Origin of the sequence: Janthinobacterium glycogeni, assembly GCF_051380725.1 — a bacterium.
Taxonomy (GTDB): Bacteria; Pseudomonadota; Gammaproteobacteria; order Burkholderiales; family Burkholderiaceae_D; genus Janthinobacterium.
Map to the genome: position 1 here is coordinate 258,719 of NZ_JBNYXP010000004.1, position 15,959 is coordinate 274,677.

13 protein-coding genes are annotated in these 15,959 nt (G+C 63.6%); 11 read left to right on the plus strand and 2 right to left on the minus strand.

Annotated features, from left to right (window positions below):
* Positions 1-195 precede the first annotated feature (195 nt).
* The 8 genes from ACQ4W4_RS12035 to ACQ4W4_RS12070 all read left to right on the plus strand — a co-directional run bounded on the left by ACQ4W4_RS12035 (position 196) and on the right by ACQ4W4_RS12070 (position 9,998).
* The gene (locus ACQ4W4_RS12035; RefSeq protein ID WP_436542203.1) at positions 196-1,506 is read left to right on the plus strand and encodes an ABC transporter substrate-binding protein; all 1,311 of its coding nucleotides are present in this window, start codon (positions 196-198) and stop codon (positions 1,504-1,506) included.
* A 213-nt stretch (positions 1,507-1,719) separates the two neighbouring features.
* Positions 1,720-2,580 carry a carbohydrate ABC transporter permease gene (locus ACQ4W4_RS12040; protein WP_436542204.1) on the plus strand — a complete coding sequence of 287 codons (861 nt, stop codon included), beginning with the start codon at positions 1,720-1,722 and terminating at the stop codon, positions 2,578-2,580.
* Between the two features lie 10 nt (positions 2,581-2,590).
* Complete coding sequence (locus ACQ4W4_RS12045) at positions 2,591-3,409, plus strand: carbohydrate ABC transporter permease (protein ID WP_436542205.1); 819 nt, start codon at positions 2,591-2,593, stop codon at positions 3,407-3,409.
* 23 nt (positions 3,410-3,432) lie between these two features.
* Complete coding sequence (locus tag ACQ4W4_RS12050; RefSeq protein ID WP_436542206.1) at positions 3,433-4,482, plus strand: ABC transporter ATP-binding protein; 1,050 nt, start codon at positions 3,433-3,435, stop codon at positions 4,480-4,482.
* Positions 4,482-5,957, plus strand: a complete 1,476-nt coding sequence (locus ACQ4W4_RS12055) for a mannitol dehydrogenase family protein (protein WP_436542207.1) — start codon at positions 4,482-4,484, stop codon at positions 5,955-5,957. The genes ACQ4W4_RS12050 and ACQ4W4_RS12055 overlap by 1 nt, the downstream gene beginning before the upstream one ends.
* Positions 5,958-5,972: 15 nt before the next feature.
* Positions 5,973-6,890, plus strand: coding sequence for a helix-turn-helix domain-containing protein (locus ACQ4W4_RS12060; protein ID WP_436542208.1), 918 nt, complete (start codon positions 5,973-5,975; stop codon positions 6,888-6,890).
* Positions 6,891-6,945: 55 nt separating this feature from the next.
* Positions 6,946-7,872, plus strand: a complete 927-nt coding sequence (locus ACQ4W4_RS12065) for a helix-turn-helix domain-containing protein (RefSeq protein ID WP_436542209.1) — start codon at positions 6,946-6,948, stop codon at positions 7,870-7,872.
* Between the two features lie 71 nt (positions 7,873-7,943).
* Positions 7,944-9,998 carry an esterase-like activity of phytase family protein gene (locus tag ACQ4W4_RS12070; RefSeq protein WP_436542210.1) on the plus strand — a complete coding sequence of 685 codons (2,055 nt, stop codon included), beginning with the start codon at positions 7,944-7,946 and terminating at the stop codon, positions 9,996-9,998.
* A gap of 174 nt (positions 9,999-10,172) precedes the next feature.
* Here ACQ4W4_RS12070 and ACQ4W4_RS12075 read toward each other — a convergent pair whose 3' ends face one another.
* Positions 10,173-12,263 carry a S9 family peptidase gene (locus tag ACQ4W4_RS12075; RefSeq protein WP_436542211.1) on the minus strand — a complete coding sequence of 697 codons (2,091 nt, stop codon included), beginning with the start codon at positions 12,261-12,263 and terminating at the stop codon, positions 10,173-10,175.
* A 118-nt stretch (positions 12,264-12,381) separates the two neighbouring features.
* The gene (locus ACQ4W4_RS12080; protein ID WP_436542212.1) at positions 12,382-13,089 is read right to left on the minus strand and encodes a glutathione S-transferase family protein; all 708 of its coding nucleotides are present in this window, start codon (positions 13,087-13,089) and stop codon (positions 12,382-12,384) included.
* A 114-nt stretch (positions 13,090-13,203) separates the two neighbouring features.
* Here ACQ4W4_RS12080 and ACQ4W4_RS12085 point away from each other — a divergent pair, with 114 nt between their 5' ends.
* The 3 genes from ACQ4W4_RS12085 (at position 13,204) to ACQ4W4_RS12095 (ending at position 15,853) form a co-directional block, all read left to right on the plus strand.
* Entirely contained in the window at positions 13,204-13,569 is a 366-nt protein-coding gene (locus tag ACQ4W4_RS12085; protein WP_436542213.1) for a winged helix-turn-helix transcriptional regulator, read from the plus strand.
* A gap of 62 nt (positions 13,570-13,631) precedes the next feature.
* Complete coding sequence (locus ACQ4W4_RS12090; protein WP_436542214.1) at positions 13,632-14,228, plus strand: hypothetical protein; 597 nt, start codon at positions 13,632-13,634, stop codon at positions 14,226-14,228.
* Between the two features lie 386 nt (positions 14,229-14,614).
* Positions 14,615-15,853, plus strand: a complete 1,239-nt coding sequence (locus ACQ4W4_RS12095) for a cyclic di-GMP phosphodiesterase (protein ID WP_436542215.1) — start codon at positions 14,615-14,617, stop codon at positions 15,851-15,853.
* The last annotated feature ends 106 nt before the right edge of the window (positions 15,854-15,959 follow it).

The following is a 15,959-nucleotide window of genomic DNA, read 5'->3' on the forward strand; positions in this document are numbered from 1 at the left end:
TCGAACAAGTACCGATACTTTCTTTCAAAGTGTTGTTTTTACTCAATATCGATACTCTGGTGCATAGAGGGGGTGCAAAAGAGTATCGAATTGCGGTTTTGGAGTATCAGAAAGTATCAAAGTCCGGTGCTACATTGTGGTCGTGGTGCTAAGTACCTGAGCATTGCCAACGACAAAAAACACTGGAGACACACAATGAAACGTTCCGCCATTGCCGCGCTGTGCGCCGGCGCGCTCTGCCTCAGCTCGTCCGCTTTTGCCGCAACCGACCTCGTCATCGCCACCGTCAACAACGGCCACATGATCGAAATGCAAAAGCTCAGCAAATTCTTCGAGCAAGCCAATCCCGACATCAAGCTCAAGTGGGTGACCCTGGAAGAGGGCGTCTTGCGCCAGCGCATGACCACCGATATCGCCACCAAGGGCGGCCAGTTCGACGTGATGACCATCGGCCTGTATGAGACGCCCATCTGGGGCAAGAAAAACTGGCTGATCCCGATCAAGCCGGACGCCAGATACGATATCGACGATCTGCTGCCCGCCATCCGCGAGGGACTGTCCGGCGACGGCAAGCTGTACGCGTCGCCGTTCTATGGCGAAAGCTCGATGATCATGTACCGCAGCGACCTGGTCAAAAAAGCGGGCGTGACCATCGAGGACCGCCCCAGCTGGAACCAGCTGCGCGACGTGGCGGCCAAGCTGCACGATCCGGCCAACGGCGTGTACGGCATCTGCCTGCGCGGCAAGCCGGGCTGGGGCGACAACATGGCGCTGATCACCACCATGGCCAATTCCTACGGCGGCCAGCTGTTCGACATGCAATGGAAGCCGCAATTTACCAGCAAGCCGTGGAAGGACGCGGTCACCATGTATGTCGACCTGATGAAGAAATACGGCCCGCCGGGCGCGGCCGCCAACAGCTTCAATGAAAACCTGGCGCTGTTCAACCAGGGCAAGTGCGGCATCTGGATCGACGCGACGATCGCCGCCTCCTTCATCACCGATCCGAAGCAAAGCAAGGTGGCCGACAAGGTGGCGTTCGCCCAGTCGCCCGTGGGCGTGACGGAGCGGGGCGCCAACTGGCTGTGGATCTGGTCGCTGGCCATCCCGTCGAGCTCGAAGCATCCGAACGAGGCGCAGCGCTTCATCAACTGGGCCACGTCGCCCGATTACGTGAAACTGGTGGCCAAGAAAACGAGCTGGGCCAACGTGCCGACGGGCACGCGCAAGTCGACGTATGCCAGCCCCGAGTTCCAGAAAGTGGCGAAATTCGCCGCCGCCGAAGGCAAGGCCCTGGCCACCACGCGTGCCGTGCAAAGCACCTTGCCGCCATCGCCGTACGTGGGTGTGCAATTTGCCTCGATCCCCGAATTCCAGGTGATCGGCGTGGCCGCCGGCCAGCAGATGGCGGCAGCGCTGCTGGGCAAGGTGACGGTGGACCAGGCGCTGGAATTGTCGCAGCAGACGGCGGAAAGAGAAATGCGTAAGGGCGGCTATTACAAGTAATAGGATAGCCTGACCAAACCTACTGCGCGTCGCGCTTTGCGGCCGGCGATGCTCACCGTACTAGAGTACGGTTGCGCTTCTCGGCCACAAATCACTGCCGCTCGCTACGGTTTTGTCAGGCATCTTTGCTGTGCTGTTTGGTTTGTAACACAGGTGATGTGACTGGCCTTGCTATTGCGCTAGATCACTCACCTCACGTCCCAAGAGAATCCTATGAAACGCATTATCCCCCGGACTTTGCTGACGCCGGCCGTGCTTGCCGTCTCCGTCATTTCCGTGATCCCGCTGCTGATCACCCTGTATTACGCGTTCGTGCGCTATTCCATGCTCGATCCGAGCGGCCATCCTTTCCATGGGCTGGCCAATTTCCATTTTTTCTTTACCGATGCCTCGTTCCTGCCTGCCTTGCAGAATACGTTTACCCTGCTGTTTGCCGTCATGCTGATCACGGTGGTGCTGGGCACGGCGCTGGGCTTGCTGATCAATGAAGCGTTCCCGGGGCGCGCCATCGTGCGCGTGCTCTTGATTTCGCCGTTTCTCGTCATGCCGGCCGTCAATGCCCTGATGTGGAAGAACATGCTGCTCAACCCGATCTACGGCCTGTTTGCGCAAATCAGCATCTTCTTTGGCGCCACGCCCGTCGACTGGCTGTCGGCCCACCCCCTGTTTTCCATCATCATGATGGTCTCCTGGCAATGGCTGCCGTTTGCCTGCCTGATCTTCATGACGGCCCTGCAATCGATGGACCGCGAACAGTTGGAAGCGGCGCGCATGGATGGCGCCACCTATCTGCAGCAGTTGCGCTACCTCTACATTCCCCACCTGGGCCGCGCCGTCTCGGTGGTGCTGATGATCGAGATGATCTTCCTGCTGTCGATCTTTGCGGAAATCTTTACCACCACGGGCGGCGGTCCCGGCTTCGACACGACCACCATCACCTTCATGATTTATCAGCAGGCGCTGCTGTCGTATGACGTGGGAGCGGCCTCGGCCGGTGCCCTGTTCGCCGTGCTCATCGCCAACATCGCCGCCTTCTTCCTGATGCGCGTCATCGGCAAGAATCTGTCGAAATAAGGAGACCTTGATGCATAGCAAACTCAATCTGTATGGCCGCACGGCCGCCGCCTGGCTGTGCGCGCTGCTGCTGTTCTTTCCCATCTTCTGGCTGGGCCTGATGGCCTTCAAGACGGAAGGGCAAGCCATTTCCACGCCGCCGCTGCTGTTTTTCACGCCGACCTTGGACAGCTTCCGCGAAGTGCTGGCGCGCGACAATTACTTCGGCTACGCGTGGAACTCGCTGTTTACCAGCGTGGCATCGACGGCCATCGGCCTGCTGATCGCCATCCCGGCCGCCTATTCGATGGCCTTCTTCCCCACGGGCGGCACCATCGGCTTGCTGAAATTCATGCTCAGCTCGCGCTACATGCCCGGCGTGGGCGCCCTGATGCCCATCTATATCTGCTACCAGTACTTCGGCCTGCTCGATACGCGCATCGGCTTGACCATCATGTTCATGCTGATGAATCTGCCCATCATGATCTGGCTGCTGTACACGAGCATGAAGGAGCTGCCGCGCGAAATCCTCGAGGCCTCGCGCATGGACGGCGCCACCGTGTGGGATGAATTCCGCCACGTCGTGCTGCCCCTGTCCGTAGGCGGCATCGCTTCCACCGCCCTCGTATGCATGGTGTGGTCGTGGAATGAATCGTTCTGGTCGCTGAACCTGGGCGCGTCGAACGCGGGCACCCTGGCCTGGCTCATCGCTTCGTATTCGAGTCCCGAAGGCCTGTTCTGGGCCAAATTGTCGGCCGCTTCGCTGATGGCCATCGCGCCCATCATGGCGCTGGGCTGGTTCTGCCAGAAGCAACTGGTCCAAGGGATGACCTTTGGCGCAGTCAAGTAAACGAAAGAATAGAGACACATATCATGGCTTACCTTCAACTGAGCAATATCGAAAAATTCTTTGGCGAGCACCGCGCCATCAAGGGCATCGACCTGGAAATCCAACAGGGCGAGTTCGTCGTCTTCGTGGGGCCGTCGGGCTGCGGCAAATCCACGCTGCTGCGCCTGATCGCGGGCCTGGAACCGATCGACGGCGGCAAGCTGTCGCTCGACGGGCGCGACATCACGAATGTGCCGTCGTCCAAGCGCGACCTGGCGATGGTGTTCCAGTCGTATGCGCTGTACCCGCACATGACGGTGTTCCAGAACATGTCGTTCGCCTTGAAGCTGGCCGGCGTCGATCCCGCCATCATCCGCGAAAAGGTGGACAAGGCGGCCGCCATCCTCGACCTTGGGCGTTACCTGGAACGCACGCCGAAGGAACTGTCGGGCGGCCAGCGCCAGCGGGTGGCCATCGGCCGCGCCATCGTGCGCGATCCGAAAGTGTTCCTGTTCGATGAACCGCTGTCGAATCTCGATGCGGCCCTGCGCGTGCAGACGCGCATCGAGATCGCCAAGCTGCACCGCGAACTGGGCGCCACCACCATCTACGTCACGCACGACCAGGTCGAAGCGATGACCCTGGCCGATCGCGTGGTGGTGCTGCGCGACGGGCAGATCGAGCAGCATGGCTCGCCCCTGGAATTGTATGACCGTCCCGCCAACCGCTTCGTCGCGCAATTCATCGGCACGCCCAGCATGAACGTGGTGCCGGCCGACGGGGCGCCGCAGCTGCTGGCGCAGGCGGGCAGCGCGGCGCAGGCGGACGGCTTCGTCGGCATCCGACCCGAGCACGTGCACCTGGGTGCGGCGCAGCCGGGCAGCGTGCCCGTCACCGTCGACCTGGTGGAGTCGCTGGGCGTGGAAACCCTCACCTATGTGCGCTTGCCGAACAATGTGCAGGTGGTGTCGCGCGGGGCGGAGCGCAGCAGCCTGCAGCCGGGCCAGCAGACGCATTTGACGTTCGAGCCAGGCTTCGTGCATTATTTCGACCGTGCCGGCAAGACCTACGCGGCGGCGAAAGGAGCGCTGTAATGGACGCCATCGCATTGAAGCAGGCGAACCTGGCCAAGCTGCCGTCGAACGTCGCCGTGCCCGCGTATGCGCGCGAGACGCTCGTTCCCGGCATCGTGCATATCGGCGTGGGCGGGTTTTTTCGCGCCCACCAGGCCGTGTACCTCGACGATTTGCTGGCCTTGCCCGGCAACGCAGAATGGGGATACTGCGGCGTGGGCCTGCTCGCGCATGACGCGGCCATGCGCGACGCCATGCGGGCGCAGGACGGCTTGTACACGGTGGTCGAGCGCAGCGCGGCCGGCGACTCGGCACGCATCATCGGCTGCATCGGCGACTACCTGTATGCGCCCGACGAGCCGCAGGCCGTGCTGGAAAAGCTGGCCGACCCCGGCACGCGCATCGTCGCGCTGACCATCACGGAGGGCGGCTACTATGTGAACCAGGGCACGGGCGAATTCGATGCGGCCCACCCCGACATCGTGCATGAACTGGCGCACCCCGAGGCGCCGCGCTGTTCGTTCGGCTACCTGGCCGCCGCGCTGGCCCTGCGCCGCCAGCAGGGACTGGCGCCATTTACCATCATGTCCTGCGATAATCTGCAAAACAATGGCGATGTGACGCGCAAGATGCTGCTGGCCTTTGTCGCCTTGCGCGACGCGGAACTGGCGCGCTGGCTGGCCACGCATGGCAGCTTCCCCAACAGCATGGTCGACCGCATCACGCCGGCCACCACCGATGAACACCGGGCGCTGGTGCGCGACAGCTTCGGCATCGTCGACGCCTGGCCCGTCGTGTGCGAGCCGTTCCGCCAGTGGGTCATCGAAGACGAGTTCCCGCAGGGCCGCCCGGCCTGGGAAAAGGTGGGCGCGCAGATGACGCACGACGTGCTGCCGTATGAAAAGATGAAGCTGCGCTTGTTGAATGCCAGCCACCAGGCCCTGTGCTACATCGGCATGCAGCTCGGTTACACGTTTGCGCATGAAGCGATGGCGGATGCGTGTATCCGCGCGCTCGTGCGGCGCATGATGGATGACGAGGTCACGCCTTTGCTCGATAGTGTGGAAGGCATCGATCTGGAACGGTACAAGGCCACCCTGATCGAGCGCTTTTCGAATCCGGCCGTGCGCGACCAGCTGGCGCGCATCGGCACGGAGGGTTCGGCGCGCATCCCGAAATTCGTGCTGCCGTCCGTGCGCGAAGCGCTGGCCCGGGGCGGCGCCATCACGCTGCTGGCGTTTACCGTGGCGTGCTGGTTCCGCTACCTGGAAGGCCGCGACGAGCAGGGGCGAGAGATGCCCCTGAACGACCCGTATGCGCCGCGCCTGCGCGCGCTGGCGCTGCAGGGCGGGGCCGACGCCGCGGCGCTGCTGTCCTTGCGCGAGCTGTTTGGCGACCTGTCCGACACACCCGCGTTCACGCAGGAGGTGGGGCAGTCGCTGGCCAGCCTGTATGAACGGGGCGCGCGCGCGGCGCTGGAACAGATCGTCGCCTGACGGGGAGGGCGCGCCATGCCACGCAAGGCCGATGCGTCGCTGCCGCAGATGGAGCTGGAACAGCAGCGCGACGCCACGCCCGGCTTCGAGCCGAAAGGCAGTTTCGGCTTTATTCGTTACCTCGAGCACGGTTTTCCGAATGCGCTGGTACGCTGGCACTATCACGACGAGTACGAACTGCACCTGATCGTCGAGAGCAGCGGCAAGGTGTTTGTCGGCGACTACATCGGCCAGTTCACACCCGGCCACCTGGTGCTGACGGGGCCGCGCGTGCCGCACAACTGGGTCTCGCTCGACACGCCGGCCGAGGGCGTGGCCCTGCGCGACATGGTGATCCAGTTCGGCCATGCGCCGCTGGCGTCGATGGCGGCCGCCATTCCTGAATTGAAGGGCATCTTCCCGCTGCTGCAACGCGCCCTGCATGGCGTGGAATTCTTTGGCGTCAGCGAGCAGTCGCTGCGGCGCTTCCGGCGCATCCGCAACACGAGCGGCCTGCCGCGCTTCATCGAATTTCTCACCTTGCTGGGCGAGCTGGCGCAGACCAGCGATTACCAGCTGCTGTCGACGGTGCCGATGCAGTCGAGCGACGACGACGTGGCGCTGGCGCGCATCAGCTCCGCCATCAACTTCATCGTGCACAATTACAGCAGCCAGTTCTCGCTGAAACAGCTGGCCGAGCAGGTGGACATGCCCGAGCGGACGTTTTCGCGCTTCTTCCGCAGCGCCACGGGCAACAGCTTCACGGATTTCGTCAACCGCCTGCGCATCAACAAGGCGTGCCAGCTGCTGATGGAGACGGAGCGCTATGTGAGCAACATCTGCTACGAGGCGGGTTTTAACAATGTGGCCAATTTCAACCGGCGCTTCCTGGAATTGAAGGGCATGACGCCGAAGGAGTTTCGCCAGCAGGCGCTGGGCCGTTTTGGCGAGTGAAGCTTTTTGAGGTACATTCGATGGCACGGGCGGGGACAGCCTGAGAGAGACAAGCATGGAATACCTATGGCAGAAGGACAGCGAGCGCAAGGCGCCCGAGCTGGAACGCGAAAGCTACGACGGCATCATCAATTACCTGGAACATGGCTATCCCAGCTCGCGCGTGCGCTGGCACTGCCACGAAGAGTATGAGCTGCACTTGATCGTCGCCACCAGCGGGCGCTTGTTCGTGGGCGACTATATCGGCGAATTCTCGCCCGGCCACCTGGTGCTGACGGGCCCGCGCCTGCCGCACAACTGGATTTCCAATGTGATGCCGGACGGCGGCGTGGCCCTGCGCGACATGATCGTGCAGTTCGCCCACGCGCCGCTGGCCGGCGCCGCGCGTGTCATCCCCGAATTGCGCGAGCTGCTGCCCCTGCTCGAGCGCTCCAGCTATGGCGTGGAATTTTTCGACATGGGCCACGAGGCCGAGCGCCACCTGGCGCGCATCCGCGCCACGCATGGCGCCGAGCGCTTCGCCGAATTCGTGCAATTAATGAGCAAGCTGGCGCGCACGGCCCACTACCGTCTGCTGTCGAGCGCTTCCCTGCGTTCCTACGACGATGACGCCACGCTGGCCAAGGTCAATTCCGTCCTCAACTACATCACGGACAATTACCGCGAGCCGATTTCGGCGGAAATGCTGGCCGAGCAGGTGGGCATGTCGCTGAGTAAATTCTCGCGCTTCTTCCGCAAGGCCACGGGCAACAGCTTCACGGACTTCGTCAGCCGGCTGCGCATCAACAAGGCTTGCCAGCTGCTGATGGACACCGACCAGTATGTGTCCAATGTCTGCTATGACGTGGGGTTTCAGAACGTGGCCAATTTCAACCGCCGCTTCCTGCAGGTGAAGGGCGTCACGCCGAAGGAATTCCGGCGCCAGGCCGATGGCCGCTTCGGCGGCATCGGCGGGCCTGTTGCGGATACGCCACCACCGTGATGCCTGTCATGGGCTTGTCACTTTGAACAGTTATCCTCCACGGCTTCAACCCTACCCTAGCCGAGGAATGCATGAACACTGCCGTAACGTCGACCCCGAAACTGACCCTGCTGGCCATCGCCGCCGGCCTGGCCCTGGCCGCCTGCGGCGGCAGCGATAATCCGCCGGCGGAACCATCCAAGCCCGTGGCGCAGACGGGTGTGTTCCTCGACGGCGCGGTGGAAGGGCTCGATTACGTGGCCGGCGGCGCGGCCAAGGCCAGCACCAACGCCAAGGGCGAATTTATTTGCAACCCGGGCGATACGGTGGCCTTCAGCGTGGGCGGCCTGGCCCTCGGCTCGGCGCCATGCGGCGCCGTCGTCACGCCGCTGGCGCTGGCCGCCAGCACGAATGTGGCGGACGACAAGGTCGTCAACCGCCTGCTGGCGCTGCAATTGCTCGATGACGACAGCGATCCGTCGAACGGCATCAGGCTGACGGCCGAAGTGAAGGCCGCGCTGGCCGGCAAGACGCTGGACTTTGCCGCCGCCCCGGCCGTCTTCAACGCGGCCCTGGCTGCGCATTTGACCGCCGTGGGCGCGAAATTCGCCGGCCGCACGGTCGATGCGGAGCGCCGCGCCCTCGTGCGCGAGCATTTCGAGGATACCCTGGCTTCGAAAGCGGGCGCGCCCGTCAACGAAGCGCTGACGCAAGCCAATCCGGTCGGCGAAGTGAAAGTGACCGTGACGCGCTACCAGATCCAGGCGGCTGACAAGTTCTACGTGCCGTACGAAGGCGCCAACGCCAAGATCAAGGCAGAATTCCCGAACGGCTTCCTGCCGTCGTATGGCTCGGGCCTGGCCTACAAGGGCAAGAACGCGGCGGGCGACCTGGAATTCTATGGCTTGACGGACCGCGGCCCGAACGGCGACGGCCCGATGGTGCCCGATCCATCGGGCAAGGGCACGATCGGCAGCAAGATCTTCCCGTCGCCCACCTTTACGCCTTCGTTCGGCGTGATCACGGTCGGCAAGAACGGCGCCGTGCTCGGTTCGTCGACGCCGATCAAGGTATCGGCCACGGTCAACAGCTCGGGCTTGCCCGTGCCCGTCGGCGCCGTCGGCAATTCGGCCGAGATTCCCGTCATGGATGCGATGAAGTTCGACGCGACCGGCAAGGCCGTCTTCAATGCGGGCGGCCTCGATTCGGAAGCCATCGTCGTCGATGCCAAGCGCAATGCGCTGTGGGTGTCCGACGAATACGGTCCGTTCATCGTCAAGATCGATGCCGCCACGGGCGTCATCCAGGCCAAGTACGAGCCGGGCAAGGGCTTGCCGGCGCTCTTCGCCAAGCGCCGCGCCAACCGCGGCATGGAAGGCATGACGCTCGACACGAGCAACGACAAGCTGTACGCCTTCCTGCAAAGCCCCTTGTCCGACGGCACGGCGCCCTACACGGTGACGAAGAAGAATGAACAGGTCGAGCGCTTCGCCCGCTTCACGCGCTGGATCGAATTCGATCCGGTGACGGGCAGCAGCGGCAAGATGTATGCGTATCCGCTCAACGCGGCCGACTACCAGGATGGCCGCACGGGCAACGCCAAGCTGGGCGACATGGTGGCGCTGGGCGGCGGCAAGTTCCTCGTCATCGAGCAGGGCGCCGCGCCGTCGGGCAAGGTATTCAACAAGCTGATGCTGGTCGAACTGAAGGGCGCCACCGACATCGCGGCCGCCGCCTTCAACGCGACGACCTCGGACCTGGAAAAGAGCAGCATGGGCGGCGCGGCCGTCAATGGCGCCGACTGGGCCGCCGTCACGCCGCTGAAGAAAACACTGCTGCTGGACTTGAACGCCATCGGCTGGGCGGCGGAAAAGGCGGAAGGCCTGACCCTGATCGACGACTCCACCATCGCGCTGGCCAACGACAATGACTTCGGCCTGAAAACCAAGGTCTTCGACGCGAATGGCGTGGAAGTGGCGGACGCCGACGTGACCAAGTGCACGGTCGATGCCAACGGTACCATCGTCACGAGCGCCACGACCGGCTGCAATGCCGCCAACACCATCCGCGTGGCGCGCGGCGACGACCGCGAACGCCCAAGCCGGCTGTGGATCGTGAAGTTCGCCAAGGCGCTCACTGCGTATTGAACGATGGTGGATGTGTCGGATTACGCGGCGCGCGCGCCGCTAATCCGACCTACGCATGGAAAAAACCGCACTGTGCTGGGATGCACCGTGCGGCTTTTTTGTTATGAAGAGCGAACGTAGATCGGATTAGGCGGGGCCGCCGAGGCCAAAGGCCGTAATCCGACATTCATCCGATTACTTCTTGGTGTAGGTATTGAGCCAGTCCAGCACCGTGTGATGCCACAGCAGCGAGTTCGCCGGTTTCAGCACCCAGTGGTTTTCGTCCGGGAAGACCAGCAGCTTGCTCGGGATGCCGCGGCGCTGCAGCGCCGTGAAGGTGCCCAGGCCTTGCGCGGTAGGGATGCGGAAGTCCAGGTCGCCCTGGACCACCAGCATCGGCGTCTTCCAGTTCTTCACGAAGTTCACGGGGTTGAACTGCTCGTGCTTGGCCGGGGCGTCGTAGTAGGTGCCGCCGTTTTCCCACTCGGTGAACCACAGCTCTTCCGTCGCGTAAGCCATGCCGCGGTTGTCGAACACGCCGTCGTGGTTGACCAGGCATTTGAAGCCGTCCGGCCAGTTACCGGCGATCCAGTTCATCATGTAGCCGCCATAGGACGCGCCCAGCGCGCAGCTGCGCTCGCGGTCCAGCCATGGGAATTTTTTGGTGGCCGCTTCCAGGCCCTTTTGCAGGTCGAGCAGCGGCTTGCCGCCCCAGTCGCCGCTGATGGAGTCCGTGAATTTCTGGCCATAGCCGGTGGAACCGTGGAAGTCGATGAAGACGGTGGCGTAGCCGGCGCCCGCATACACTTGCGGATTCCAGCGGTAGCTCCAGCTGTTGCCGAAGCTGCCCTGCGGGCCGCCGTGAACGAGGAAGGCGACCGGATACTTTTCGCCGGCCTTGGCGTTCCATGGCTTCATGACGTGACCGTAGACGGTTTCGCCATCCGCGCCCGCGAACGAGAACTGCTCATATTCGCCGAAGCGCACGTTGGCCAGCGCTTGCGCATTCTGCTTCGTCAGCTGCACCATCGGTGCCGATTCGGACCTGGCGTCGAGCTTGCGCGTGTACAGCTGCGCGCCCGAGGCCAGGTTCGCTTGCGTCAGCACGATGGTGTTGCCGCGCACGTCGAAGTCGCCCACGGCGCCCTTGCCCGTCAGCGCATTGACCTTGCCGCTGGCCGCGTCGATGTGGAACAAACGGTGCTGGCCCACGTCATCGGCGGCGACGAGGAAAGCCTTGCCGTCCGGCGTCCAGCGGAAGTCGGCCACGGAACGGTCCCAGTCGCCGGCCACGGTGCGTTTCTTGCCCGTGGCAACGTCCATCAGCACCAGATGAAAACGGTCCGCCTCGAAGCCCGGCTTGGTCATGGCGACATACGCCAGGGTGCGGCCATCGGGCGAATACGTGGCTTTTGCATCCCAGGCCGGATTGTCGGCCGTGAGGTTGCGCGGCGCCTGGCCGCCGGTGGCCGGAATCGTGTAGACGTCGAAGTTGGTCGACCACGCTTCCTTGCGGCCGGCCACGCGCACGGAGAAGGCCACCGTCTTGCCGTCCGGGCTGAAATGGTATTCGCCATTGTCGCCGAACGGTTTCGATGGCGCGTCGCCATCGAGGGTGCCGCTCAGGCTCACGGGCGTGGCGCTGACCTTGCCGGTCGCGTCGATCGGCGCCGAGTACAGCGCGTTGCGGCGGCCGTCGGCCCAGGTATCCCAGTGGCGCACGAACATCTGGTCGTAGACCATGCCGCTGGCCTTGTTTTTCGCTTTTTCATCGAGGCGCTTCTTCGTGCAGGCGATGTCCGCGCAATCGAGGAAGACGCCCATGCTGAAGGCCAGGCGGTCGCCCTGCGGCGACAAACGGTAGGTGTCGACGTCCAGCGCCAGGTCGGTGACCTTGGCCGCTTCGCCGCCGTTCAGGGGCAGCTGCCACACTTGCGAGGAGCCGGAACGGCCGGACAGGAAGTAGATGGCGTCGCCGTTCGGCGACCATTGCGGGTCGCTGGCGCTGGCGTCGCCGCGCGTGAGCTGGCGTGGCGCCGCATTCGGCGCGCGCAGGTCGATCATCCACAGCTGCGTGTTGCCGCGGTTCTTGTCCAGGTTGGTGGTGCGCACCGTGTAGACGACGCGCGTGGCGTCGGGCGACAGCACGGGACTGCCCACTCTTTCCATGGCGACCATGTCCTCGACGGTGAAACCGCGCGGCGCGGCCGGCGCCGGTTCCGCAGCAGCGGCGGTGGTGGCCATGGCGGCACTGAATGCTCCCAAGAGCAGCAGACGTAAACTCATTCAAACTCCCGATTCTGATGACGACGTTATCGATATGGTATTGACGTGGCCGGCTGTACCGCCGGCAGCCCGACATCATAGCAATAAAGACGCGCCTGCTGCGGGAGTTGACCGCCGGTTAGCCGGCCGGCACCGCCAGTTGGTCGAGCACCACGTGGCCCAGGAAACCGCCCCGGCTGACGGCCGGCAAGCCCGCCTCGATGGCGTGGGCAAAGCGGATGCCGGGATCGTCTTCGAGCGCCGCCAGCACGCGCGCCACGTGCGGATAGTCGCTTAAGCGTGCCAGCTGCAGCGGTTCGGCCCAGCGCGCCGTGGCGGCCAGGTAGGCGTCGGCAATCGTCGGCGCGGCATCGGAAGCGAGCCAGGCGCGGCCATCGAGCAGGCGTTCCAGATGCGCCAGGCTTTTGTTGACCTTCTCGACGGCCATTTCGCGCCAGACGGCCGCGCGCGCATCGCCTTCTGCCGCGCGCGACGCCTGGAAGGCGGGCATGAAGGCGGCGTGGAAGGTCGTGTGCAGGAACGACAGCGCGCTGTTCAGGTGGTCGTATTGCGGCGTGCCCTGCGCAAAGCCCAGGCCGCTCTCCGGCGCGCGGGCGGCGAGGTGCAGCAGGATCGCCATGCTTTCCAGCAGCGGCGTGCCGGCGGGCGTGAGCAGGGCCGGCGTCTGGCCAAGCGGATTGATGGCGAGAAAGGCCGGATGTTGCTTGCTGGCCGGATCGCGCGCTTCCACGCGGGCCAGGCGATAGGGCAGGTCGCTCCATTCGAGGGCGGCGATGGCGGCAAACGAGCAGCCGAACGGCACGCTGTAGATCAGGGTGGTTTCCAAGTCGAAACTCCATAGGGGTGAGGGAAGGGCAGTCTACGGCTTATGGTTACTATTTGGAAGAAGGCAGAATAATGTGGTATAGGTACATTTTTTATACCAGGTGGGACGCGAACCATGAAAGAGAATGTCTCCGGCTGCGCCGTGGAAGAAGCGATGCGACTGCTGGGCGGGCGCTGGAGGATGGTGCTGCTCAGTTACCTGATGGCGGGGCCGAAGCGCTTCAGCGAAATCCGCCGCGCCGTGCCGAATATCTCGCAGCGCATGCTGACCCTGGACTTGCGCGCGCTGGAAGAGGCGGGCTTGCTGACGCGCACGATTTACGCGGAAGTGCCCGTCAAGGTGGAATACCGACTGACGGACGAGGGCCTGCGCCTGCGGGAGCTGGTGGAGATGCTGCGCGCCATCGGCCTGCGCCTGCGCGGCCAGGCGGATGGTGGCGGCGTCTTTCTCGCGCCCGATGCCGTGGATAGTTCTCTATAGAAACAGCTGTTTTTATGTAAAGTGCTAGACTGCCGGCCTTTGATCACTATTTTCCGACACCCATGCGCCTGACATCCCTCGCCCTGACCGCCGCCGCCCTGTTCGCCGCCTTGCCGGCCCAGGCCGCCACCATGCCCACGCTCGAACACATCCAGGCCGCCGTGCAGGCGGGCGTGGCCAAGACCCAGGCCAAAATGCAATCGGCTGTGCCGGTACCGATCGCCGTCAAAGTCACCAGCTTGACCGGCTGCCAGGAGTCTCAGGAAGTTCCGGGCGAAGTGGTATGCCTGGTCGCCATGAGCGCGGGCATGCGCGATGCTTTCATGGTGCTGCCGCTGCGCAACGAGAACGGTACCTGGGTCGGCGTCGAGCGCAAGCACGCGAAATTCGCGGGACCGTCGCCGGCCGAGGCGCAAGCGATGATACGCGCCTGGGCCAAGGAAGAAGTGGCGCGCGATCCGGAAGCGGCCAAGGATGTGCAGATGCAGGAAGCGCAGAGCACCATGCAGGTCAAGGCCGTCAACGAGTGCGACGTCAAGCGCAAGACGGGCTATCTCGTATGCGATACGGAATTGAGCGTGCCGAGCCGTCCGGAAGGCATCAAGACGGAACTGACCTTCATGCTGGACGGCGGCGCCTGGCGCTACGTGCCGCGCTAAGCTGCCGGCGACATGCCGCGCGCCCAGCGGCCTGACATCCCTTTCCCCATAGCGCCAGCCCCACTTCGGGGCGTCTGGCGCTGGCGCACTTCTTTCCTGCACATCCAGCCTGCTGGCGGCCCACGGGGCCGCCGCCATGCATATCGCAGTCCTCATCGTCCTCATCGGCATAAGACATACAGTTCAGTGTAGCCAATATGGCCGAATTGATATATTTGTTGGCTCAATATTTTCATAAAATGAAAATGATAGAATTGGTGATTATTTCATTGTTTGTTGTGATTTTGCCATATAAAGCAATATATTTGGCGTAATCATTATTATTTGGCGTATGATATTGATAATGCGTATGTAAATGCTGCGATCTGAATGTCTGGAGAACCGCCGTGCTGAAAAAAATAACGAGTAGCGAACTGATGCTGGGAATGTATGTCGAACGTCTGGGCCGTTCCTGGCTCGATACCCCTTTCTGGACGCGTTCTTTTTTGCTGGAGTCGCCGGCTGACCTTGAGCGTATCCGCTCGGCACGCCTGTGCGAAGTGTGGATCGACACGACGCGCGGGCAGGCGCCGCAAGTCGCGCCGCCCGCCGCGGCAGCCATTCCCGAGGCCGCGCCAGCAGCTGTACCCGCAAGCAAAACCGGCGCCGTCGCCGATCCGGGTCCGCCCCGCTCGCGCGAGGAGGAGCTGGCGCGCGCCCGGCGCCTGATCGAACGCTCGCGCCAGGCCGTGCAGACGATGTTCGACGAGGTGCGCATGGGCAAGGCCTTGTCTGCGGAGCAAGCCTACGAACTGGTCGACGATATTGCCGCCTCGATGCAGCGCGGCGGCGATGTCCTGCTGGGCCTGGCGCGCCTGAAATCCGCCGACAATTACACGTATATGCACTCGGTGGCCGTGTGCGCGCTGATGACGGCGCTGGCCAGGGAACTGGGCCTGGCGCCCGAGCAGGTGCGCTCGGCCGGCCTGGCGGGTTTGCTGCACGATATCGGCAAGATGGCCGTGCCCTCCGCCATCCTCAACAAGCCGGGCAGCTTGAGCGAAGCGGAGTTTTCCTCCGTGCGCGCCCATCCGGCCGCCGGCCACCGCATGCTGCAGGAAGTGGGCGAGATCGACCCGGTGGCGCTCGACGTGTGCCTGCACCACCATGAAAAACTCGATGGCAGCGGCTACCCCAAGGGGCTGCGCGGCGAGGAAATCAGCCTGTTTGCGCGCATGGGGGCCATCTGCGACGTGTACGACGCGATCACCTCGAACCGGCCGTACAAGCAGGGCTGGTGCCCGGCCGATTCGCTGCGCCGCATGGCAGGCTGGCGCGGCGGGCACCTGGATGCGCAACTGTTTGCCGCCTTCGTCAAATGCCTGGGCATCTATCCGCAGGGCACCCTGGTGCGGCTGCAGTCGGAGCGCCTGGCCGTGGTGGTGGGGCAGGCGCCGGGCAAACCGCTGACCCAGCCCACCGTGCGCGTGTTTTTTTCCATCCGCGCCGGCACCCGCATCGCCCCGACGCTGCTCGACCTGGCCGCGCCGGGCTGCCAGGAGCGCATCGTTTCCACGGAAAGCGCAGCCCAGTGGCGCTTGCAGGACATCGACCGTTACTGGGCCGGCGAACCTGCCGTGGCATGACGGCCGGCAGGACCGGAATAAAGTGCATTTTGTTAACAATAAAATATTAAAATAATGGTGCCAGTGCCGTGCCCCCTTTGCTGGCTGGCGACCGTTCTTTGTCCGC

Bases quoted from the DNA above. Each gene is read 5' to 3' on its own strand.
- ACQ4W4_RS12040 (WP_436542204.1), top strand. From the start codon at position 1,720: ATGAAACGCATTATCCCCCGGACTTTGCTGACGCCGGCCGTGCTTGCC.
- ACQ4W4_RS12085 (WP_436542213.1), top strand. From the start codon at position 13,204: ATGAAAGAGAATGTCTCCGGCTGCGCCGTGGAAGAAGCGATGCGACTG.
- ACQ4W4_RS12065 (WP_436542209.1), top strand. From the start codon at position 6,946: ATGGAATACCTATGGCAGAAGGACAGCGAGCGCAAGGCGCCCGAGCTG.
- ACQ4W4_RS12060 (WP_436542208.1), top strand. From the start codon at position 5,973: ATGCCACGCAAGGCCGATGCGTCGCTGCCGCAGATGGAGCTGGAACAG.
- ACQ4W4_RS12050 (WP_436542206.1), top strand. From the start codon at position 3,433: ATGGCTTACCTTCAACTGAGCAATATCGAAAAATTCTTTGGCGAGCAC.
- ACQ4W4_RS12045 (WP_436542205.1), top strand. From the start codon at position 2,591: ATGCATAGCAAACTCAATCTGTATGGCCGCACGGCCGCCGCCTGGCTG.
- ACQ4W4_RS12075 (WP_436542211.1), bottom strand. From the start codon at position 12,263: ATGAGTTTACGTCTGCTGCTCTTGGGAGCATTCAGTGCCGCCATGGCC.
- ACQ4W4_RS12090 (WP_436542214.1), top strand. From the start codon at position 13,632: ATGCGCCTGACATCCCTCGCCCTGACCGCCGCCGCCCTGTTCGCCGCC.
- ACQ4W4_RS12070 (WP_436542210.1), top strand. From the start codon at position 7,944: ATGAACACTGCCGTAACGTCGACCCCGAAACTGACCCTGCTGGCCATC.
- ACQ4W4_RS12055 (WP_436542207.1), top strand. From the start codon at position 4,482: ATGGACGCCATCGCATTGAAGCAGGCGAACCTGGCCAAGCTGCCGTCG.
- ACQ4W4_RS12035 (WP_436542203.1), top strand. From the start codon at position 196: ATGAAACGTTCCGCCATTGCCGCGCTGTGCGCCGGCGCGCTCTGCCTC.